Here is a 23,264-nt window from a genome sequence, read left to right as displayed (position 1 = left end):
CTTTACAGTTAATCAGATGAAGAAAATACGAAACACGGGGAGGTAAAAGTTTGAGCGGTTTATTAGTATCCCTGCAGGGCGCGGTCGCACAGGGCGTTCTTTGGGGAATCATGGTATTGGGAGTTTACATTACATTCCGCCTGATGAATATCGCGGATATGACGGTAGACGGAAGTTTCGCGCTGGGTGCCTGCGTTTGTGCAGTCCTGGTAGTCAACAAAGGAGTAAATCCGGTGCTGGCACTTTTAGTTGCAGTGGCAGCCGGTGTCGTGGCTGGTGCGGTAACGGGTATTCTTCATACTGTATTTGAGATACCAGCGATTCTGGCAGGAATTCTGACCCAGATTTCCCTCTGGTCGATCAACCTCCGGATCATGGGAGGAAAGAGCAATCTGCCGCTTCTGAAAGTCAAGACACTTATCAGTGGTCTGGCTACTTCCTTCGGGATGACTCAGGCACAGGCATCGATGATCGTTGGAATTGTGCTGGCGGTGGCGGCTATTCTGTTTCTTTATTGGTTCTTCGGAACCGAGATCGGAAGTGCGATGCGTGCAACCGGTAACAACGAGGATATGGTGCGTGCGCTGGGCGTGGACACTCGTATGGCGAAGCTTTTATCCCTGATGGTTAGCAACGGCCTGGTCGCTCTCTCCGGCGCACTCGTCTGCCAGAGCCAGAAATATGGTGATGTTGGAAGTGGTACGGGTGCGATCGTCATTGGTCTGGCGGCGATCGTCATCGGCGAAGTCCTGATGGGACGATTGACCTCTTTTTATTGGAAACTGACCTCCGTGGTTGTCGGTTCGGTCATTTACTTTGTGATCCGTGCGGTTGTACTCCGCATGGGTATGGATGCAAACGACATGAAGCTGCTCTCTGCTGTCATTGTAGCACTGGCACTCTGTATTCCGGTAGCACTCGCTAAATATCGGCTGAGAAAAGATTATTCAGAAGGGGGCGAGGAGTAATGCTGACGATAACAAATGTAAAGAAAACTTTTAATAAAGGAACTGTTAATGAGAAAAAAGCCTTAAACGGTATCAACTTACACCTGGCACCGGGCGATTTCGTGACGATCATCGGCGGAAACGGTGCTGGAAAATCCACCATGTTAAATATGATCGCAGGCGTATATCCGATCGATTCTGGTAAAATCGAGATCGACGGTGTAAACATATCTAGGGAGCCAGAATACAAACGCGCTAAATATATCGGCAGAGTCTTCCAGGATCCGATGCGCGGCACCGCCGCCAATATGGAGATACAGGAAAACCTTGCCATGGCACTGCGCCGCGGCAAATCCAGAGGACTCGGCTGGGGCATCAAAAAGAATGAAAAGGACTTCTACCGTGAGGCATTGGCACAGCTCGATCTGGGGCTTCAGACCCGTATGACCAGCAAAGTGGGTTTACTCTCCGGCGGACAGCGCCAGGCGCTCACCCTTCTGATGGCAACTCTCCAGAAGCCAAAGCTCCTTCTCTTAGACGAACACACCGCCGCCCTCGATCCTAAAACAGCCCGCAAAGTCCTCGATCTTACCGAAAAGATCGTAGACGAACAAAATCTGACCGCGCTTATGGTTACCCATAACATGAAAGATGCGATTCAGATCGGCAACCGTCTGATTATGATGCACGAAGGTCGGATTATCTACGATGTAGCAGGGGAAGAGAAGAAGAATCTGCAGGTAGAAGACCTGTTAGAGAGATTTGAAAAGGTAAGCGGAGAAGAATTTGCGAATGATCGTATGATGCTTGCCAAATAAGCAGGGGTTATAAGATTTGAAGGGTTTTATCTCAGTCGAGAAGACTCCCACCTCTTCAGGTGGTGAGTAATAGCAAATTTGTCTCAGTGGGAGTCCATTCTCCGACTGAGATAAACGCTCCGCGAGGATGCGCAGTGATTCTGATAGGAATATGTCAGCTTCGCTGACCAGAATCACGCGCCAAGTCTCACGGACGTTCGACTTGAATAAAATCAATAACCGATAACAGACAAAAAGTATACGGAATGAAAAGTGGGTCAACAAATTAAAAACCACGACTATAAGTGAGAAAGAATGCCCTCCGGCGGCGCGAGCGGTCGGAGGGCATTCTCCTCTCCCATATTTCCAACTAATTCCCCCTTTCACGACTTAACCGTTTATATACAACTTAACACTTCTGTAATAATTCATTCATAGAAAATTCATTTTTTCCTCCACATCCTTCCTTGGCAATTCCCTACGAATATGATAAAATAAAAATTACGTTTAAGATATTAAGTCATAATTTCAAGAAAAATCAGGAGCGATCCATATGTTAGAAGAAGAAAACAAAAAAGAAACGCAGGAGTCAGAACAGGTGCCAGCGGCGGAGCGGATTCAAGAGCCGGAAGCAGTTCAGAGTCAGGAATCAGAACCAGCTCAGGATCAGACACCAAATCCGGTCCGGGAATCCGCGGGACATTCGCGCAGGCGCCAGGGCGAAGATAAGAGTCAGAATCTGCGCTTCGGAGTGATAGCAGCAGGGGTGGTGATTGCTCTTGCAGTTGCAGCATTTGCAGGCAAGTCCCTGCTCAGCCGTCAGGCGGGAGCCGGAACTGCAAAGAATGGGGCGGCGACAGCATCAGAGCTTTCGAAGGACGAGGCATCCGAAGAGTCCAGAGCGGAGGAGATCAAAGAGAAAGAAGCAGTGGTAGCTTCCTATAAAAATTTGGGTATCGTGCAGGTGTCCGGTTATCTGAATATGCGTGAGACGGCGAGCACGGATGGCAACATCATCGGCAAGCTGATGGGCGACAGTGCGTGTGAGATCGTGGATGATTCAGCCGAAGGCTGGTATCAGGTCGAATCTGGCGGTATTTCCGGTTATATCAGCTCAGAGTTTGTTCTGACCGGGGATGAGGCGAAGAAAAAAGCGTTGGAACTGGTTGAAAAGCGTGCGCTCATCACGGCAGATTCCCTGAACATCCGAAAAGAGCCGAACACGGAGTCAGAGGTTGTCGGTCAGGCATTAAAAAATGAGCGCTATGTGGTCGAGAGTGAGCCGGAGAATGGCTGGATTCAGATTTCGAGCGGTTATATTTCCACGGATTATGCAGAGATCAAATACGCACTCAATGAGGCGCGGAAGCTGGATATGCGTGCGATGGTGCTGAATTTATACAAAAATCTAGGTATTTCCAGTGTGGATAATTACTTGAATGTGCGCGATCAGCCAAGTGAGGATGGCAATATCATCGGTAAGATGACGAGCAAGTCTGCCGGAGAGATTCTGGAGACGAGCGAGGACGGCGGCTGGTATAAGATCCAGTCGGGTCCCGTCACTGGATATGTGAAGGCGGAGTATATCCTGACAGGAGATGCGGCGAAGCAGGAGGCGATGGAGGTTGCAGAACTGATGGCGATCGTTTCAACCGACCGCCTGAATGCCCGCACGGAGCCGAGCACGGATGCGCCGATCTGGACGCAGATCTCTAACAATGAGCGTTACGACGTTATAAGCCAGCAGGATGGCTGGGTCGAGATTGCGCTCGATACGACGAGTGCGTATGTGGCGACTGATTTCGTAGATGTGCGTTATGCATTGCCGGAGGCGATCCCATTTACCCCATTAAAAGAAAAGGAATCCTTGCGGACCCAGATTGTCAACTATGCGCTTCAGTTTGTCGGAAACCGTTATGTCTGGGGCGGTAATGACCCGCATTCGGGTGTGGACTGTTCTGGTTTTACAAAGTATGTATACAGCCATGTGGCGGGCGTGTCCCTGCCGCGGGTGTCCCGGGAACAGGCGCGGACGGGTACGAAGATTGATTCTTCGAAGATGCGTCCGGGCGATCTGATTTTCTATACGAATCGCAAGGGAACGGTCAACCATGTGGCGATGTACATTGGCAATGGTCAGATCGTCCATGCGGCGAGCCGGAGAAGCGGCATCAAGATTTCTACCTGGAATTACCGGAATCCGTACCGGATTGTCAATATGCTGGGAGACTGATAGGGAGAGGATAAGATGGAAGAGCAAAAGACAGAAGATTATAAAGAACGCCTGCAGAAAGCACGTCAGAGACGAAATGGCAAAGATCCGATGCACTGGTTCATGATCGGGGGCTGTGCCGTCATTGTGGTGCTGGCTCTGGTTATCATCGTGAAGCTGGCACAGGGCGGCACGTTCGGAGGTTCTGGAAACGCCCGGGTGGCATCGGCATCCGAGGCAGAGGCGCAGGAAACCGTGATCGGAGAGACGCTGCCGGAGGATGAGGAACAGGCAAAAGAGGACGAAGAAAAGAAAAATGTAGTCGAGTCCTACCAGAATCTGGGTATTGTGGATGTATCTGGTTATCTTAATATGCGTGAGAGCGCCAGTACAACCTCCGATGTCATTGGCAAACTGATGGGCGGCAGTGCGTGCGAGATTCTGGACGATTCCCAGGAAGGCTGGTATCAGATATCTTCCGGCGGTCTGGAGGGCTACATCAGTTCAGAATTTGTACAGACCGGCGAGGCGGCAAAAACAGAGGCATTTGAGCTGGTCAAGAAGATGGCGGTCATCACGACTGACAAGCTGAATATCCGGAGTGAGCCGAGTGAGGACGCGCAGGTGCTGGAACAGGCGCTGAAAAATGAGCGTTATTCCATTGTCAGCGAGCAGGACGGCTGGATCCAGATCAGCGGGGGCTATATTTCAGCGGATTATGTGGATGTGCGCTATGCGTTAAATGAAGCGCGTAAGCTGGATCTGCGGACGATGGTTCTCAATATGTATGACAATCTGGGTATTTCCAATGTCAATAACTACTTAAATATCCGCGTGGAGCCGAAGGAGGATGCGAAGATCATCGGTAAGATGACGAGCAAGTCCGGTGGTGAGATTCTGGAAACGACCGAGGATGGCGGCTGGTATAAGATCAAGTCCGGTCCGGTTACTGGCTATGTTAAATCCGAATTTATTCTGACTGGAGATGCGGCGAAGCAGGAGGCACTGCAGGTTGCACAGCTGATGGCGATCGTATCAACTGACCGTCTGAATGCCCGTACGGAGCCGAACACGGACGCGCCGATCTGGACGCAGATTTCCAACAGCGAGCGGTATTCGGTTATGAGCCAGCAGGATGGCTGGGTGCAGATTGCACTGGATGAGACGAGTGCCTATGTAGCGACTGAATTTGTCGATGTCCGGTATGCGTTAAATGAGGCGATCGAGTTTACACCGGTTGAGGAGACCCCGGAGCCTGAGACCAAGGCGGCGAGCAGCAAGGGAGGCTCTGGAAGCAAGAGCAGCAGTAACGGTGGTTCTGGCAGCCAGAAAGCATCTTCAAGCGGCTCCTCCAAGCGTGCGCAGATCGCAAACTACGCGACTCAGTTCCTTGGGAATCCGTATGTATGGGGCGGTACCAGCTTGACAAATGGTACGGATTGTTCTGGATTTACGATGTCGGTTATGGCACACTTCGGCGTCGGCCTGCCGCATCATTCGGGTTCCCAGGCGGGAGCAGGAAGAAGTATCAGTTCTTCCCAGATGCGTCCGGGTGATCTGATCTTCTACACAAACAGCGGTGGAACGATCAACCATGTAGCACTCTATATCGGCGGCGGGCGCGTGTGCCATGCATCGAATGCAAGGGATGGTATCAAGATTTCCACCTGGAATTACCGTACCCCGGCGAAGATCGTCAATGTACTGGGCGATTAATTCCATGGAAAGTCAATAAAAAATATTTGAAAGAGAGCAGGGAGAAAAGGCAGCTTTTCCCAGCTCTCTTTTTCTGTTTCATAGGAAATTGTGTCCTATGAAATAAAAAACGCATCGCGGGGATGCGCACTCGCGCGAAGCAGAAACATGTCGCAAGTGACCGCGCGAGACGCCCGAATGTGCCAAGGCACATCCTTGTTTGTATAAAAAGCGGTTTCAGTGAATAAAGATAATAGGAAGACAGAATACTAAGAATGAATTAGGCAGTTGAGAAAAAACATTGAATCCGCGTGTAAGATGGAAAGAGCGCAGAAAAGAGGAAAATATGATTCGGGCAAATCGTGAAAACAGGGAATGGGAAAATGAAGCGTGGGACAAGCAGGCAGATAAAGTGGGAGAAAGTCGGGAACAGGCGCAGGAGGATCCGATTCAGAAGCGTGAAAATGGACAGACGGATATTACGGGAAAGAATGGCAATCACATTGAATTAATCTCGATCATCGGAGAGATAGAGGGACATGAAAATTTGTCCGGCAATACGAAAACGACGAAATATGAGCATATTCTGCCTAAGCTGGCGGAGATCGAGGAGAGCGGTGAGACGGAGGGAGTTTTAGTCCTGATTAACACGGTGGGCGGCGATGTAAGCTGTGGACTGGCACTGGCGGAGATGATTGCTTCGCTCAGCAAACCGACCGTTTCACTGGTCATCGGAGACAGCCATTCGATCGGTGTGCCGCTCGCAGTGGCGGTCGATCACTCTTTTATTGTCCCGACCGGGACGATGATGGTACATCCGGTACGGATGACGGGGATGGTGATCGGTGCCGTGCAGACGTATGATTATTTTGAAATGATTCAGGATCGTATTTTAAGCTTTGTGTCCGGACACAGTCAGATCTCCTATGAGCGCCTCCGGAGCCTGATGCTCAATACGGAGATGATGACAAAAGATCTGGGAACGGTCCTGGTTGGCGGGGAGGCGGTCCAGGAGGGACTGATCGATGAATGCGGCGGGATCCGGGAAGCGCTTGCATGGCTGAACCGGGCGATCGATGGGAAGAAACAGGAAATAGATGCACACGACCGGATGACGAACACGGATTTTAGTGAAAATCTGAAAAGAAAGTAGAACATACGTGCGAAAATTTTAGGAAAGCGTTGCTTTTTTCCCTGAATTTGGGTATACTGAATGAGATAATAAGAATGTAAAATGAGAAAAGCAGTCTGCGGGAGGCTGTATTTTGTGAAACAGGAGGAACCGCAGATACATGGGAAATGTTGGAGGCATGAGACAGGTGGCAGATACAAGCAGGAAAAGACAGAGTACAGAGCGTGCCGGGGAGACAGCTGGGACAGAGAAAAAAGCCGGGCGATCCAGAAAGTCCCCTGCGGCGAAGAAAGCGGAGGAGACGCTGAACGAGAAAAAGAGTAGGGGGAAGAAGAAAGCTTCGTCCGGAAAAGGTACCGAGAAGGGAACAGGAAGCCGAAGCCGCGCCAGCCAGGCGCCGGAGCCGGTGGAGAAAAGTGGTACAGGGGCATTTATGGGAACGGAAGTGGCGATTATTGTATCATTTGCAATATCGGTACTTTTGTTTTTGAGCAATTTCGGGCTTTGCGGCTTTGTCGGAAGTTTTCTGCGATCGACTCTGCTTGGCGTATTCGGCGTGATGGGGTATCTGGTGCCATTCCTTTTATTTATGGGAACTTGTTTTTATCTTTCAAACCGAGGCAACCAGAAAGCCGTAGCCAAGTTGGTGGCGGTTGGCGAGGTGCTTCTGGCATTTTGCGGACTTTCCCAGCTTCTTATGGGAGGCGGTCAGCATCTGGACTGGAATCTGGGCGATTATTACGCGCAGGCAGGCGGAGGCGGTTTTATCGGTGGCATTCTGATGTTGCTGTTGTGCGGAACAGTGGGAACGATCGGAGCAGTTCTGATTCTGCTGGTGCTTTTGGCACTCGGTGCTGTGTGCATTACGGAGCGTTCCCTGGTAAACTTCGTTAAACAGGGCAGCGGAAGGGCATATGAGTATGCGAAAGAAGATATGAGCCGCCGCCGTGAGATACATGAGGAGAAAAAGGAAGAAAAACGCCGTCTGCGGGAGGAGCAGCGGGTCCGTGGCGTTGATCTCGAGGGTGCCAAGCTGACCGAGCTGCCAGTGATGCGGAATTTCTCGGAAGGAGTCCCGGAGGGAACCGTGCTGGGACCGGAGGATGCACCGGAGGAATTTCGTGAGATGCATGGAAGGCAGGAAAACTTGCAGGATGAGGCCGCGGCTTATGATGATTGGACCGATGTTCCGGCAGAGGGAAAAAATCTGGCACAGGATTCCGGACAGGGAGTAGAGAAGGAGAATCCGGCAGATGTATTTCGCGGGCAGATATTCCACGGTGGCGGAGCGGTAGAACCAGAACCGATGGAGTATGAAGAAGAGCCGGTGGAATCGGAGCAGGATACATATGCATACGCTGGTTCAGAATCCCAGTTTCAGGAAGAATCGGAGCGCGAGACGGCGCGGGCAGTAAAGGAGACAGAATTTGCAGAGGAGCCTGCAGAGACAGAGGACAGTGCGAGCGACCAGCTTCTGAAACGCCTGTATGTACGCCGTGATACCCGGACGATGGAAGAATTTGCCGGCGGCGAGAGTCAGAAAGGTCCAGGCTATTATCCGGTAGAGACACGGGAGAGACCGGCTGCGGAGGCGGCGTCCGGTTTGACCGCAGAGGAGGTTCATACAGATTTAGGGCATCAGGATGTCTTTGAGCCATCGGAAAACGAGTGGGAAACCGTTTCGATGGGGAATGAGGATGAATGGAACGAACCTATATCTGGGGAAACGGATTCCGAACCAATCGATGGCTATTATAAGACGCTGGAATCAGAGCGGGGCGAGACAAAGGGCAGTTTCTTTGTCCCGGAGGATTCCAAAACGGTCGTGACCGCATCCGGAAAGGTGATCGAGACAGATACAGAGGCGATACAGAAAAAACTGGAGCAGAAACGGGAAGAACGAAAAGCACTTCCAGTTGAGGAACTGACGGTTCCAGAGCAGATCGAGCGCAAGGAAGAGGAAGAAAAGAAGATCCAGAAAGAATACATATTCCCGCCATTGACACTTTTAAAACGCGGCACGGGACAGACCGATTTCTCGGATCAGGAGTACCGGGAGACAGCGATCAAGCTGCAGCAGACGCTCCAGAACTTCGGCGTGGGCGTGACGGTTACAAACATCAGCTGTGGACCGACGGTTACCCGCTATGAGCTTCACCCGGAGCAGGGTGTCAAGGTCAGCAAGATTGTAGCGCTGGCGGATGATATCAAGTTAAATCTGGCAGCGGCGGACATCCGTATCGAGGCACCGATTCCTGGCAAGGCGGCGGTCGGTATCGAGGTTCCGAACAAGGAGAACCATGTGGTTCTGCTGCGCGATCTGCTGGAGTCAGAGGCATTTAAGAAATATCCGTCCCGGCTGGCATTCGCGGTCGGAAAAGATATCGCAGGTCAGACGGTTGTCAGCGACATTGCGAAGATGCCGCATCTTCTGATCGCGGGTGCGACCGGATCGGGTAAATCAGTCTGCATCAATACGCTGATCATGAGTGTGATTTATAAAGCGAAGCCGAGCGAGGTCAAGCTCATCATGATCGACCCCAAGGTGGTTGAGTTAAGTGTATACAACGGTATTCCGCATCTTCTGATTCCGGTTGTGACCGACCCGAAAAAGGCGTCCGGCGCCCTCAACTGGGCGGTGGCAGAGATGACCGACCGTTACCAGAAGTTTGCAAAATACGGCGTGCGCGATCTTAAGGGTTTCAATGCCAAGGTTGAGTCGATCGCGGATATCGACGATCCGAAGAAACCGGAGAAACTGCCGCAGATCATCATTATCGTGGATGAGCTTGCCGATCTGATGATGGTAGCGCCGGGCGAAGTAGAAGATTCGATCTGTCGTCTGGCCCAGCTGGCGCGTGCAGCGGGCATTCATCTGGTGATTGCGACGCAGCGACCATCGGTCAATGTCATCACCGGTGTGATCAAGGCAAATATTCCGTCGAGAATTGCTTTTTCCGTCTCTTCCGGAGTGGATTCCCGTACCATTATTGATATGAATGGCGCGGAGAAACTGCTCGGAAAGGGCGATATGCTGTTCTATCCGTCGGGCTATCAGAAACCGCAGCGTGTACAGGGCGCGTTTGTGTCCGACAATGAGGTTTCGGATGTGGTCGGATTTTTGAAACAGGAGGGGCTGACCGCAGAGTACAGCGCCGAGGTTGAGTCCAAGATCCGTTCGACGGCGATGGATGCGGGCTTTGGCGGCGGTGAGCGCGATGCCTATTTTGCACAGGCAGGTAAATTTATTATTGAGAAAGACAAAGCATCCATCGGCATGCTGCAGCGTATGTTTAAGATTGGCTTCAACCGTGCCGCGCGTATCATGGATCAGCTTGCAGATGCAGGCGTGGTCGGTGAGGAAGAAGGCACGAAGCCGCGTAAGGTGCTGATGAGCATGGAGCAGTTTGAAAACATGATGGAAGAAGGATATTAAAAAGCGAAATCATTATAAAATATCAAAATCAGGAGGTATCCTATGAAGCTTAAAAGCTGGCTGAAAGAATTGCCGTATACATTATTGCAGGGCAGCCTGGAGACGGAGGTTGACGAGGTGGTCTACGATTCAAGAAAGGCGGCGCCGGGGACGGTGTTTGTGTGTATGCGCGGGGCAAACGTCGATTCGCATACCTTTATCCCGGATGTGGTTGAAAAGGGCGCGCCGGTTCTGGTGGTCGAGCATCCGGTTGAGGCGCCTGAGAACGTGACGGTCATTCAAGTGGAGAATGGACGGAACGCGCTATCGCTTCTTTCGGCGGCACGTTTTGATTATCCGGCGCGGAAGATGACGGCGATCGGTGTGACCGGCACGAAGGGAAAGACGACTACCACTTATATGATCAAGGCGATTCTGGAGGCAGCCGGACAGAAGACGGGTCTCATCGGAACGAACGGCGCTGTGATCGGTGAGAATCATTATCCGACCAAAAATACGACGCCAGAATCCTACATTTTGCAAGAATATTTTGCAAAAATGGTGGAAGCGGGCTGCCGTTACATCGTGATGGAGGTTTCTTCCCAAAGCTACCTGATGCACCGGGTAGATGGACTTTTCTTTGATTATGGAATTTTCCTGAATATTTCCAATGATCATATTGGCCCGAATGAACATGCAAGTTTTGAAGAATATCTTTACTACAAAAAGCAGCTTTTGAAAAACTGCCGGACAGCGCTCGTCAACCGCGATGATCCGTACTTTGATGCGATCGTAGAAGGGGCGACAGCAGAGATCCTGACCTTTTCATTGGAACAGGCGGCTGATTTTACAGCGGATGACATTCACTATGTACGCGAACATGATTTCGTGGGCGTCGAATTTCAGACGCATGGACGATATGAGAGCGATCTGCGTGTCGGCATTCCGGGCAAATTTAACGTGGACAATGCGCTGGCGGCAGCGGGCGTGTGCAGCTTCTTTGATCTGCCGAAGGAGAAAGTCTGCCATGCGCTGGAACATATCCAGGTCGATGGACGGATGGAGATTGTATATAAATCAGCAAAGTGCACCGTGATCGTTGACTACGCCCACAATGCGGTCAGCATGGAAAGTCTTCTTCTGACGCTGCGCGACTACAAGCCGAAGCGTCTCGTCTGCGTCTTCGGATGCGGCGGCAACCGGGCGCGCGATCGCCGGTACTCGATGGGAGAGATTGGCGGAAAGCTGGCAGATCTGTCGATCATCACGGCGGATAATTCCCGCTTTGAGAAAGTGGAAGATATTCTGGCAGATATCAAGGTCGGACTTGCAAAAACCGATGGCAAATACGTTGAAATCCCGGATCGCCGCGAAGCGATTGAGTACAGCTTGTCCCATGCGGAAGATGGCGATATCATCGCGATCATCGGAAAAGGGCATGAGGATTATCAGGAGATCGAGGGCGTGCGCTATCATTTCCTTGACCGGGAAGTAGTGCAGGAGACGGTGAAGAAGCTGCATATGTAATCAATTTGGAGGCAAAATATGGACCATATTACAGTCAGACATATCGTGGAAGCAGTGTCGGGAACACTGCTCTGCGGAGATGCAGATACGGAGTTAAAACACATCAGCATTGATTCCCGGAGTATGCGCGGGGCGGATCTGTTTGTTCCGCTGATCGGGGAGAAATCAGACGCGCATCGTTTCCTGGTTCAGGCGATGGACAATGGGGCGGCAGCCGCACTGACTTCGGAGCATGAGGCGGCACCGGAGGGCTTTCACGGCGCGCTGATCCAGGTGAAAGATACGAAACTGGCATTGCAGACGATCGGGCGCTGCCTGCGGGCACGTCTTTCTATCCCGTTAGTTGGTATCACCGGCAGCGTGGGAAAGACGACGACGCGCGAAATGGTGGCGGCGGCGCTTTCAGCGAAATATAAGACATTCAAGACACCGGCAAACCACAACAGCCAGATCGGTGTGCCACTCACGATCTCGGAGATTTCTGAGAATGATGAAATCGGCGTGCTGGAACTGGGAATGAGTGAGCCGGGCGAGATGGCGGTGATCGCGGAGATTGCGGCGGTGGATTCGGCAGTCATGACGAATATCGGTGTGACGCATATTGAGAATCTGGGCTCCCGCGAGAATATCTTAAAAGAAAAGCTGCATATCCAGGACGGTATGAAGGCAGGCGGAATCCTGTTTGTAAATGGAGATAATGATATGCTTTCCACCGTGCATGCAAAAGCAGGCTGCCATACCGTCCGTTATGGACTTGGAGCAGATAACGACTACCGCGCCGAGGATCTTTCATATCCGGATGGATTTCCGTCCTTTACGATGGTACACGGCGAGGTGCGCGTCCCGGTGAAGCTGACTGTTATGGGCGAGCACAATGTCATGAATGCGCTGGCTGCCCTGGCGGTTGCGGATGCCTACGGTGTGCCGCTTGCCGATGCAGCGGAAAAGCTGCTTGAATTTGGCGGGTTCAAGAACCGTCAGCAGATTTATCATAAAAATGGTTATACGATCGTGGACGATACCTACAATGCAAGCCCGGATTCGATGAAAGCGGCGATAGGTGTGCTTTCTTCCCTGCCGGCAGGACGCAGAATTGCGGTTCTGGCGGATATGAAGGAACTGGGAGAGAATACGATTCAGTTCCACCGTGAAGTTGGTGCGTTTCTGGCGGAAAAACCGGTCGATATCCTGGTTGTATATGGCGAACTGGCGCAGGCGATCGCCGAGGGAGCAAAGAAAGTCAAACCGGATCTGCATGTCGTTTCGTTTGAAGAGGACGAAAAAGAAGATATGCTTGACTGGCTGGATGCACAGATCGGTGAGGGAGATGCAGTCCTGTTTAAGGGTTCCAACAGTATGAAGCTGGGGGAGACGGCAGCGAGGTTTATCTCAGTCGAGAAGACTCCCACCTCTTCAGGTGGTAAGTAATAGCAAGTTTGTCTCAGTAGGAGTCCATTCTCCGACTGAGATAAACGCTCCGCGAGGATGCGCAGTGATTCTGTAAAGAATATGTCAGCTTCGCTGACCAGAATCACGCGCCAAATCTCACGGACGTTCGACTTGAATTAGAAATAGAAAGAGAAGGAATCATGGCGTATCAATACGCGGATATTATTATAGATATATCCCATGAGAAGGTGGATCGCCCGTTTCAGTACCGGATTCCGGCGCATCTGGCGGAGGAGATTACGGCGGGAACGTGCGTGACGGTACCGTTTGGAAAGGGTAATTCACTTCGGACTGGATATGTGGTGGGAATGGGAAATACGGCGGAGTATGACCCATCCCGCATCAAGGAGATAGCTGGGATCGCACCGGGCAGTATGTCGGTGCAATCTCAGCTTATCCGTCTGGCGTGGTGGATGCGGGAACGTTATGGCGCGACGATGAACCAGACGCTCAAAACCGTACTTCCCGTCAAGGAAAAGATAAAACCGCGCGAGAAAAAGACGCTGCATTGTCTTTTAAACCAGGAAGAGCTGGAAGCGGCAATCCTGGCGGCACAGAAGCGGCATTATAAGGCGCGGGTGCGGCTCCTTGAGGCATTCCGGGACAATCTGGATATTCCGATGGAATTTGCCCGACGGGAGCTTGACCTGACCCTGGCGACGATCCGCCCGATGGAGGAACAGGGACAGCTTTCAGTGAAAGTTTCCCGTGAGGAACGCGGGTTAAACCATGCAAAACTGCCGCGTCCAGCCGGACAGACCGTGCATCTCAATGAAGAGCAGCAGGCGGCGGTTGACCGTTTCTGTGAGGATTATGAGACGGGGAAACGTGAAACGTATCTGATTCACGGCGTTACGGGAAGTGGAAAGACCGAAGTCTACATGGAGCTGATGGCGCGTGTCCTGCGGGATGGAAAGCAGGTGATTCTGCTGATCCCGGAAATTTCGCTGACATATCAGACGGTGATGCGGTTTTACCGGCGATTTGGCGATCAGATCGCGATTCTGAATTCCCGTCTCTCTGCGGGAGAACGCTATGATCAGTGGGAACGGGCGGCGCGGGGCGAGGTTTCCGTGATGATCGGACCGCGGTCGGCGCTGTTTGCCCCATTTTCCAATCTGGGACTGATTCTGATCGACGAGGAACATGAGGGCGCCTATAAGAGCGAGACGATGCCGCGCTATCATGCAAGGGAAGTAGCGGCGGAGCGCGCCCGGCTTTCCGGGGCTTCGCTGGTCTTGGGCTCAGCGACTCCTTCTCTGGAATCGTATCTGCGGGCGCAGAATGGCGAATATGTGCTTCTGCCCCTGCATCACCGGGCAGTGGCGGGAAGTATCCTGCCGAAGGTACAGATCGCTGATATGCGTGCGGAGATGCAGGTAGGCAATAAATCGGTGTTCAGCCGGACGTTGGATGCAATGTTGACAGAGAGACTCGCACGTGGCGAGCAGGCGATGCTTTTTATGAACCGGCGCGGCTATTCCAATTTTGTTTCCTGTCGTTCCTGCGGAAAGGCGGTGACCTGTCCGCATTGTGATGTTTCCCTGACACTACACGGGAAGAACCGTCTGGTCTGTCATTACTGCGGCTATACGATTCCGCTGATGAAGCAGTGTCCGTCCTGCGGATCACCGTATATTGCCGGGTTTGGGGCCGGAACGCAGAAGATGGAAGAATTTACGAAAATTCGGTTTCCGGATGCGAGGATCCTGCGGATGGATGCGGATACAACGGCAAAAAAAGGCGGACATGAAGCGATTCTGGAGGCATTTGCAAATCGTGAGGCAGATATCCTGATCGGCACGCAGATGATTGTAAAAGGGCATGATTTTCCGGGAGTGACGCTGGTCGGAATCCTGGCGGCGGATCTTTCCTTAAATACGCCGGATTACCGCAGCGCGGAGCGGACGTTCCAGCTTCTGACGCAGGCGGCTGGCAGAGCGGGACGCGCCGGGAAGCCCGGCGATGTGGTCATCCAGACGTACCGGCCGGAACACTATGCCGTGCAGGCGGCAGCGGCGCAGAATTATGAGCTGTTTTACAGCCATGAGATCAATTACCGGAGGCTGCTTCATTATCCCCCGGTCTGCCAGATGGCTGCGGTTTATTTTGCCTGCGGCGATGAGGCGGTGCTGGATGAATGTGCGGAAATGGCGGCGCGGCGGCTGCGCGAAAGTGCCGAGTGTATCGGTCCGGTTCCGGCACCGGTATACAAAGTTAATGACATCTACAGAAAAATTTTATATATAAAGTGTGAAAAATGTGCTATACTGGATCAAATCAGGGGTCAGATTGAAACCCTGGCTGCCGCAGATACAAAATGGCAGGCGGTCCAGATTCAATACGATATATCATAGAGAGGAAGAGTGTATAAAATGGCAATCCGGTCAATTAGAACTATTGGCGATGAGGTACTGAAAAAAGAGTGTAAGGCAGTGACGGAGGTAACCGATCACACACTTGAACTGATAGAGGATATGTTTGACACGATGTATTCAGCCGGCGGCGTAGGTCTGGCAGCACCGCAGGTCGGTATCCGCAAACAGATCGTAGTAATCGACGTGGAGGACGGCAACCAGTATGTCCTGATCAATCCGGTCATCGAGGAAATGTCCGGCAGCCAGACTGGTCAGGAAGGCTGCTTAAGCGTTCCGGGCAAGGCTGGTCTGGTAACCCGTCCGAGCCATGTAAAGGTACGCGCGCTGAACGAAAAAATGGAAGAGTTTGTCCTGGAAGCAGATGATTTCCTGGCACGTGCGATCTGCCATGAGTGCGATCATCTGCACGGACATCTGTATGTGGAGTTGGTAGAAGGTCCGTTAGAGGATGTAGCGGCAGAGGAAGAATAAAGCACATTGGCAGAATGAGAGAGAAACAAGAGTGGGGTGACAGGCAGATATGAAGATCGTATTTATGGGAACACCGGATTTTGCGGTTCCGACACTGGAAGCGCTCTATCAGAGCCGGCATGAAGTAGCGGCGGTGGTGACACAGCCAGATAAGCCGAAGGGACGCGGCAAGGCGATGGCAATGCCGCCTGTCAAGGAAAAAGCGCTGGAATATGGGCTTCCGGTTTATCAGCCGGTGCGCGTCCGCAAGGATGAGGCATTTTTTGAGGAATTGACGAAGATTCAGCCGGACGTGATCGTCGTGATTGCATTTGGCCAGATTCTGCCGGAGCGGATTCTGAACCTGCCGAAATACGGCTGTATCAACATCCATGCGTCGCTTCTGCCAAAATACCGTGGGGCAGCCCCGATCCAGTGGGCGGTCATCAATGGCGATGAGGTCAGCGGTGTGACGACGATGCAGATGGATGTCGGTCTGGACACCGGAGATATCCTGGATACCGTGGAAGTACGCCTGGATCCGAAAGAGACAGGCGGCAGCCTGTTTGACCGCTTGAGCCTTGCGGGAGGAAAGCTGATTCTCTCCACACTTGAGAAAGCGGAGGCAGGAATCCTGCATCCGGTTAAACAAGATGAGGCAGAGGCAACCCATGTGACAATGCTCGATAAGTCGATGGGGCAGATCGACTGGTCGATGGATGCGGCAGTGATTGAGCGCCTGATCCGCGGCTTAAATCCATGGCCGAGCGCTTATACAAAATTTGAAGGAAAAACCCTGAAAATCTGGTCGGCGGATGTCGAGGAAGATGCGGCGGGAAGACCGTCACCGGAGACATTCGGACAGGTGGTACGTGTCGGTAAAGATGCATTCTCTGTCCAGACCGGCAAAGGGCTTCTCACGATCCGGGAACTTCAGCTGGAAGGCAAGAAGCGGATGGATACGGCGGCATTTTTACGCGGATATCCGGTGGAAACGGGAGTAAAGCTCGGATAAAATGAATGCTTCAGCAGGAACTGAACTGCTACAGGCAGCCAGGCGTTTGAAAGGAGTTGGAGTGATATGTACGGATACGGATATTACAGTATGTTTGATCCGACGATGATTCTGGTATTAATTGGTGTATTTCTGTCATTAGGGGCATCTGCGAAGGTAAAAAGCACCTACGCGCGGTTTTCAAGAGTCCGGAGCATGACCGGCATGACGGGAGCCGAGGCGGCGAGACAGCTTTTAAATTCACAGGGCATCTATGATGTCCAGATCCGCCAGGTGGCAGGCAGTCTGACCGACCACTATGATCCGCGGACCAAGACTGTGAATTTATCTGAGAGTGTATATGGTTCTACTTCGGTCGCGGCGATCGGTGTTGCGGCGCATGAGTGCGGACATGCGATGCAGGATGCATCTGAGTATGTTCCGCTGCGCCTGCGCGGTTCAATGGTGCCGGTGGTCAACATCGGCGCACAGCTTTCCTGGCCTATGATCCTGATTGGTGTCCTGATCGGCGGCATGGGATCTCCGATCGTTTCACTTGGAATTCTTTTATTTTCCTTGTCGGTGCTGTTCCAGCTGGTGACGCTTCCGGTTGAGTTCAATGCATCCGCGCGTGCGGTACGTCTGCTTGATTCAACAGGGATTCTTCGCGGGGAAGAAGTTGGATATACCAAACAGGTGCTTGGTGCGGCGGCACTGACGTATGTGGCAGCGGCGGCTGGTTCGATTTTACAGCTTCTGCGTCTGATTATATTATTTGGAGGACGACGCGATGACTGATGGAACTGCGCTGCGTGAAATAGCGGTCGAAATTTTGACCGAGATTCTGGAAAAGGGACAGTATACACATCTGGCCCTTTTTCAGGCTCTTTCTAAATATCAGTATCTGGAAAAATCAGACCGCTCGTTTTTAAAACGGATTGTGGACGGGACGGTGGAGTATAAAATCCAGATTGATTATATTATCAACGCATATTCCAAAACAAAAGTTCATAAGATGAAACCGTTTATCCGCACACTTCTGCGGATGAGCGTGTACCAGATTTATTATATGGACCGTGTACCGGATTCGGCGGCGTGCAATGAGGCGGTGCGCCTTGCGAAAAAACGCGGATTTTCCGGACTTTCCGGCTTTGTAAATGGTGTGTTGCGTTCTGTGGTGCGTGGAAAAGGCAAACTGACCTTCCCGGATGATTCAGTGCGGTATTCAATGCCGGACTGGATTTTATCTCTCTGGGAGGAAAACTATGGGGCAGAGACGACGCACAGGATGGCACAGGCTGGTCTGGAGAAACGTCCGTTTATGGTGCGGTTTGCCGAGAGCCGTGCAGGGAAAGAAGAGATTCTTGCCTCCCTGTCCGCCCAGGGCGTGACGGCAGAGGAGACAGCGACGGGAAGCGGCGTTTACCGTCTGACGGGAGTGGACTATCCAGAGAGTCTGGATGCGTTCCGCGAAGGACTAATCCGGATTCAGGACCTGAGTTCGTCGCTGGCAGGTGATGCGGCGGGTATTAAAGAGGGTGATTTTGTACTCGATGTCTGTGGGGCACCGGGTGGAAAAGGGCTTCATGCGGCGGATCTGCTGCACGGAACTGGACAGGTTGAGATCCGGGATGTGAGTGATTACAAGGTATCTTTGATCAAGGAGAATATTGCCCGCAGCGGCTGTACAAACGTCTCTGCCTGCGCCTGGAATGCGTGTGAATTCGATGCTTCGATGGAGCAGAAAGCGGATGTGGTCATTGCCGATCTGCCGTGTTCAGGACTTGGCATTATCGGACGCAAGCCGGATATCAAATACAACGCTTCAATGGACGGAATCCGGGATCTGGCTGCATTGCAGCGGCAGATGCTGTCGGTGGTCTGGCAGTACGTGAAGCCGGGTGGAGTGCTGGTTTACAGCACCTGCACGGTCAACCGTCTGGAAAATGATGAAAACCGGGCATGGTTTTTAAACGAATATCCATTTGAGCCGGTTGATATCAGTGGTCGTCTGGGGATTGATTTTCAGGAAGACAGCCTGAAAGAGGGATACATCCAGCTCTATCCGAGCGTTCATCCGTGTGATGGATTTTTCATCTCTGTGATGAAAAGAAAAGGATAACTGGACGGAACAGCGTATGAATACAGGAAAGACTCCGAGAGTGCATATAGGAGAGAGGGAGGCAGTCCGATATGGAAAAGCAGGATATAAAATCAATGACGCAGGAGGAACTGCGTGCCTTTTTGGTGAGTCTGGGTGAAAAACCATTCCGGACCGCCCAGATCTATCAGTGGATGCATGAAAAACTGGCATCTTCCTTTGACGATATGACAAACCTTTCCAAGGTACTCCGGCAGAAGCTGCAGGACGCGTGCGAGTATGTATCGCTGGAAAAGGTACGGGTGCAGATTTCGCAGATCGATGGAACCCGCAAGTACCTGTTCCGCCTCGCGGACGGCAATGTCATCGAGAGTGTCCTGATGCGTTATAAGCATGGAAATTCCGTTTGTATTTCCTCGCAGGTGGGGTGTCGGATGGGCTGCCGTTTCTGTGCTTCGACCCTGGACGGCCTGGAACGGAACCTGCGCCCGTCGGAGATGCTGGACCAGATTTATCAGATTCAGCGCGATACAGGCGAACGCGTTTCCAACGTGGTTGTGATGGGATCGGGTGAACCGCTGGACAATTACGATAACCTGATCCGCTTTATCCATCTTTTGACGGAGGAAGGCGGACTGCATATCAGTCAGCGGAATGTGACGGTTTCCACCTGTGGGCTGGTTCCGAAGATCCGGGAGCTGGCAGATCAGGGACTGACCATCACGCTGGCACTTTCTCTGCATGCGCCGAATGACGAGGTGCGGAAGAGCCTGATGCCGATCGCGCGTACATATGCGTTAAAGGATGTATTGGCGGCCTGTCATTACTATTTTGAAAAAACGGGACGCCGCATGACGTTTGAGTACAGCCTGGTGCAGGGAGTCAACGACAATCTGGACGAGGCGCGCGAGCTGGCGGCGCTGATTCAGGATCAGCACGGGCATGTGAATCTGATTCCGGTCAATCCGATCAAGGAGCGCTCTTATGTACAGTCGGGACGGAAAGCGATCGAAGCATTTAAGGGATGCCTGGAATCTAAGGGAATCAATGTGACAATCCGGCGCGAGATGGGGCGCGACATAGACGGTGCCTGCGGACAGCTCCGGAAGAGCTATATGGATAAAGAGCAGGAGAAAGAAGGTGCGGCGGTCAAATGAAAGCATACGCACTGACGGATATCGGAAAAACGCGTAAGGTCAATCAGGACGCCCAGTTTGCCAGCACGGAGCCGGTGGGAGGACTCTCCAACCTGTTTGTCGTGGCGGACGGAATGGGCGGTCATCAGGCGGGAGATTTCGCTTCGCGCTATCTGATCGAGCATATGCCGGAATATATCAAAGAGAGTGGTGAGAATGAGCCGGTCGCGGCGCTTCGAAAGGGGATCGAGGCAGTCAATCAGGAACTTTATTCCCTTTCCTGTGAGCGCGAGGAGCTTGCCGGCATGGGAACAACGCTGGTAGCGGCTTCAATTCAGGGAAATACACTCTACGTGGCAAACGTGGGGGACAGCCGTCTCTACCGGATTGAGCGCTCCGGCATTCATCAGATTACCCGGGATCATTCCTACGTGGAGGCGATGGTCTCGCTGGGACAGATGAGCCGCGGCAGCCGGGAATATGAGACGAAGAAAAATATCATTACCCGCGCAGTCGGGATCGGTGGGCATGTGGAGCCGGATTTCTTTGAGGTTTCACTGAACCCGGGCGATTACATACTGCTGTGTTCGGACGGGTTAACCAATATGGTGGATAATTCAGCAATTTACCGGATGGTGCTTCTGCCGGGAACCCTGGACACCAAGGCAAGGGCGCTCACGGCGCTCGCAAACCAGAACGGCGGGAAAGATAATATCGCGGTCATATTGATTGACCCGCAGATCAAGGAGGTGAGAGAATCATGATGCTGAAACCGGGAACTTATCTGCAGGATCGCTATGAGATCCTCTCACTGATTGGTACGGGCGGCATGTCAGAGGTGTATCAGGCAAAATGCCACACTCTGAACCGTCTGGTGGCGATCAAGGTTTTAAAGGATGAGTACAGCCAGGATGCGAATTTCGTCAGCAAATTCAAGATGGAGGCGCAGGCGGCGGCAGGGCTTTCCCATCCCAATATTGTGAGTGTTTATGACGTTGTGGATGAGGGCAGTCTTCATTATATCGTCATGGAACTCATCGAGGGAATCACGCTGAAAAGCTATATTCTCAAGAAAGGTCATCTGGGCGTCAAAGAAACGATTGGAATTGCCATCCAGGTAGCGCAGGGGCTGGCAGCGGCACATGACCAGCATATTGTGCACCGGGACATCAAACCGCAGAATATGATTATCTCGCGTGACGGCAAGGTGAAGGTGGCGGATTTCGGTATTGCCAGAGCTGTATCGTCCCAGACGATCGGGGTCAATGCGGTCGGTTCCGTGCATTATATCTCGCCGGAGCAGGCAAAAGGAAATTATAGCGACGGACGAAGCGATCTGTATTCACTGGGAATCACGATGTATGAGATGCTAACAGGAAAACTTCCGTTTGACGGGGATACCCCGGTTTCAGTGGCACTGGCACATCTGGAAGAACCGGTGCAGCCGCCGAGCCGCATCAACCCGGAGGTGTCGGCAAGCCTGGACCGCATTATTTTAAAATGTACCCAGAAAAAGCCGGAACGCCGTTACCAGAATGCGTATGAGCTGATCGCGGATCTGCGCCATGCGCTGGTGGATCCAAACGATGATTTTCTGAAAAAAGAACCGGAATTTGATGAAAATTCCCCGACAGTCGTACGCGGGGCAGAGGAACTGAACCGCCAGATGGAGGCACAGAGAAATCGAAATCTGGAACAAACGATGGAACATCCGGCAGTGAGTGAAAAGACCGGACCGGTTCCGACAGAAAATGAACGTGGTGAGGTAGTCTGGAAAGAGCCGGAACAGCCGGAGAAAGAGATAGAAGGTTGGCAGGAAGAAGAGAGGGATGTCTATGAGGAAGAAACCTCAAGGCGCCCAGACCGTAGACGGAAGGGACACCGTATAGAAGAAGACAGCGAGGATGTCAATCCGCAGATGGAGCGCCTGCTTACGATGATTGGAATCGGTGCAGCCGTATTGATTGTGGTGGTTGTGATTGTCATTGCTGCGAAGTTGACAGGCATCTTTAATCTGGGATCTGGTAGTCAGAAGCATCCGAAGACGACCGTTGAAGCTTCTTCGGAGGCGTCTGAGAGCAAGAGTCTGGAATCAACGGAGTGCAGGGTTCCGCCGCTGGACGGCATGACGGAGGATGAGGCGAAGACAGCATTGGAAAAGCAGTCGTTGAAAATCCGTTATGAATATGCAAAGTCGGAAACCTCTGAAAAGGGGAAGGTCATTGGTCAGAGTATTGCCAGCGGCACGGTTGTCTCGAAACAGACGGATGTTATCGTCACGATCGGAGAAGGCAATGAGGCAATAGATTTGACGAAACTTGGACTGGAAGAGATGTCCGGCGAGGATGCAGAGACGCTTCTGGCAGAAGAAAATAAACTGACCGTAGTAGTGCAGAAAGAGAGCAGCGATACGGTTGCCTCCGGTATAGTGATCCGGTACAGCCCGTCCAGCGTGGATCCAGGCGGCACGGTGACGCTGTATGTCAGCACAGGTCCGGACGTACCGACGGTACCGATGCCGAGGATTACAGGGCTTTCAGAGGAAAATGCAAAAGTTGTTCTGGAAGCGGTCGGATTAGGGCTTGGCGAGCGCAAGGAAGCGAAGAGTTCAGAAGTGGCAAAGGGCAAGATCATCAGTCAGGATGTCCTGGAGAAAACAGATACACCGGAGGGAAGTGCCATTGGCTATACAGTCAGTCTGGGAAAAGGAACCCGCTATGTGGCGGCGATCAACGATGAATTCCAGATGAGTGAACTGTTTGGACCAAGTTCCGGAGATACGCATATCCGCGTCAGTATTGTGATGAAGCAGACGATTGCCGGCAATACTGTGACTAAGACGGTCATGGAACCGAGGGAGATCGGCGGCGATATCACGCTTCCGATTCATTATAATATCGAGGGAGCGGACGGTGTGCAGACAGGCGAGCTGCAGATCCTCGATCTGACGAACGATCGGGTTCTAAAAACGTATCAGCTTGAATTTGTGGAAGTTTCAGATAATTAATAAGAGGTAGTTGTAAGGTACAGG

Annotated in this window: 16 protein-coding genes; all 16 read left to right on the top strand. The window is 52.1% G+C overall.

Features of this window, described 5'->3' with window-relative positions; genetic code table 11:
• Nucleotides 1-50: 50 nt before the first annotated feature.
• Nucleotides 51-968: an ABC transporter permease gene (locus tag DWV73_RS02715; protein ID WP_117795544.1), complete on the top strand. Its 918-nt coding sequence runs from the start codon at nt 51-53 to the stop codon at nt 966-968.
• A complete protein-coding gene (locus tag DWV73_RS02710; RefSeq protein ID WP_117795542.1) occupies nt 968-1,765 on the top strand; it encodes an ABC transporter ATP-binding protein in 798 nt (265 codons plus the stop codon). Before DWV73_RS02715 ends, DWV73_RS02710 begins: the two co-directional genes overlap by 1 nt.
• Nucleotides 1,766-2,297: 532 nt before the next feature.
• Nucleotides 2,298-3,977, top strand: a complete 1,680-nt coding sequence (locus DWV73_RS02705) for a C40 family peptidase (protein ID WP_106999971.1) — start codon at nt 2,298-2,300, stop codon at nt 3,975-3,977.
• 15 nt (nt 3,978-3,992) lie between these two features.
• The gene (locus DWV73_RS02700; protein ID WP_117795540.1) at nt 3,993-5,672 is read left to right on the top strand and encodes an SH3 domain-containing protein; all 1,680 of its coding nucleotides are present in this window, start codon (nt 3,993-3,995) and stop codon (nt 5,670-5,672) included.
• 325 nt (nt 5,673-5,997) lie between these two features.
• Nucleotides 5,998-6,804, top strand: coding sequence for an ATP-dependent Clp protease proteolytic subunit (locus DWV73_RS02695; protein ID WP_117795538.1), 807 nt, complete (start codon nt 5,998-6,000; stop codon nt 6,802-6,804).
• Nucleotides 6,805-6,943: 139 nt separating this feature from the next.
• The gene (locus DWV73_RS02690) at nt 6,944-10,219 is read left to right on the top strand and encodes a DNA translocase FtsK 4TM domain-containing protein (RefSeq protein WP_242995710.1); all 3,276 of its coding nucleotides are present in this window, start codon (nt 6,944-6,946) and stop codon (nt 10,217-10,219) included.
• Between the two features lie 42 nt (nt 10,220-10,261).
• Nucleotides 10,262-11,725 (top strand): UDP-N-acetylmuramoyl-L-alanyl-D-glutamate--2,6-diaminopimelate ligase, encoded by a 1,464-nt coding sequence (locus DWV73_RS02685; RefSeq protein WP_117795536.1) that lies wholly within the window; start codon nt 10,262-10,264, stop codon nt 11,723-11,725.
• 18 nt (nt 11,726-11,743) lie between these two features.
• A complete protein-coding gene (gene murF / locus DWV73_RS02680; protein WP_117795534.1) occupies nt 11,744-13,153 on the top strand; it encodes a UDP-N-acetylmuramoyl-tripeptide--D-alanyl-D-alanine ligase in 1,410 nt (469 codons plus the stop codon).
• Between the two features lie 161 nt (nt 13,154-13,314).
• The gene (gene priA, locus DWV73_RS02675) at nt 13,315-15,531 is read left to right on the top strand and encodes a primosomal protein N' (RefSeq protein WP_181986196.1); all 2,217 of its coding nucleotides are present in this window, start codon (nt 13,315-13,317) and stop codon (nt 15,529-15,531) included.
• 18 nt (nt 15,532-15,549) lie between these two features.
• On the top strand, nt 15,550-16,023 hold the full coding sequence (gene def / locus DWV73_RS02670) for a peptide deformylase (protein ID WP_022358693.1): 474 nt from the start codon (nt 15,550-15,552) through the stop codon (nt 16,021-16,023).
• A 49-nt stretch (nt 16,024-16,072) separates the two neighbouring features.
• Nucleotides 16,073-17,017, top strand: a complete 945-nt coding sequence (gene fmt / locus DWV73_RS02665) for a methionyl-tRNA formyltransferase (RefSeq protein WP_117795530.1) — start codon at nt 16,073-16,075, stop codon at nt 17,015-17,017.
• 66 nt (nt 17,018-17,083) lie between these two features.
• Complete coding sequence (locus DWV73_RS02660; RefSeq protein WP_117795528.1) at nt 17,084-17,794, top strand: zinc metallopeptidase; 711 nt, start codon at nt 17,084-17,086, stop codon at nt 17,792-17,794.
• Nucleotides 17,787-19,118, top strand: coding sequence for a 16S rRNA (cytosine(967)-C(5))-methyltransferase RsmB (rsmB, locus tag DWV73_RS02655; protein ID WP_117795526.1), 1,332 nt, complete (start codon nt 17,787-17,789; stop codon nt 19,116-19,118). Before DWV73_RS02660 ends, rsmB begins: the two co-directional genes overlap by 8 nt.
• A gap of 71 nt (nt 19,119-19,189) precedes the next feature.
• On the top strand, nt 19,190-20,254 hold the full coding sequence (gene rlmN, locus DWV73_RS02650) for a 23S rRNA (adenine(2503)-C(2))-methyltransferase RlmN (protein ID WP_022358690.1): 1,065 nt from the start codon (nt 19,190-19,192) through the stop codon (nt 20,252-20,254).
• Nucleotides 20,251-20,997, top strand: coding sequence for a Stp1/IreP family PP2C-type Ser/Thr phosphatase (locus DWV73_RS02645; RefSeq protein WP_117795524.1), 747 nt, complete (start codon nt 20,251-20,253; stop codon nt 20,995-20,997). The genes rlmN and DWV73_RS02645 overlap by 4 nt, the downstream gene beginning before the upstream one ends.
• A complete protein-coding gene (pknB, locus tag DWV73_RS02640) occupies nt 20,994-23,240 on the top strand; it encodes a Stk1 family PASTA domain-containing Ser/Thr kinase (RefSeq protein WP_117795522.1) in 2,247 nt (748 codons plus the stop codon). Before DWV73_RS02645 ends, pknB begins: the two co-directional genes overlap by 4 nt.
• The last annotated feature ends 24 nt before the right edge of the window (nt 23,241-23,264 follow it).

It is taken from the genome of Clostridium sp. AF12-41 (assembly GCF_003461685.1).
GTDB lineage: Bacteria > Bacillota > Clostridia > Lachnospirales > Lachnospiraceae > Otoolea > Otoolea fessa.
This window is presented reverse-complemented; position numbering and strand designations above follow the sequence as displayed.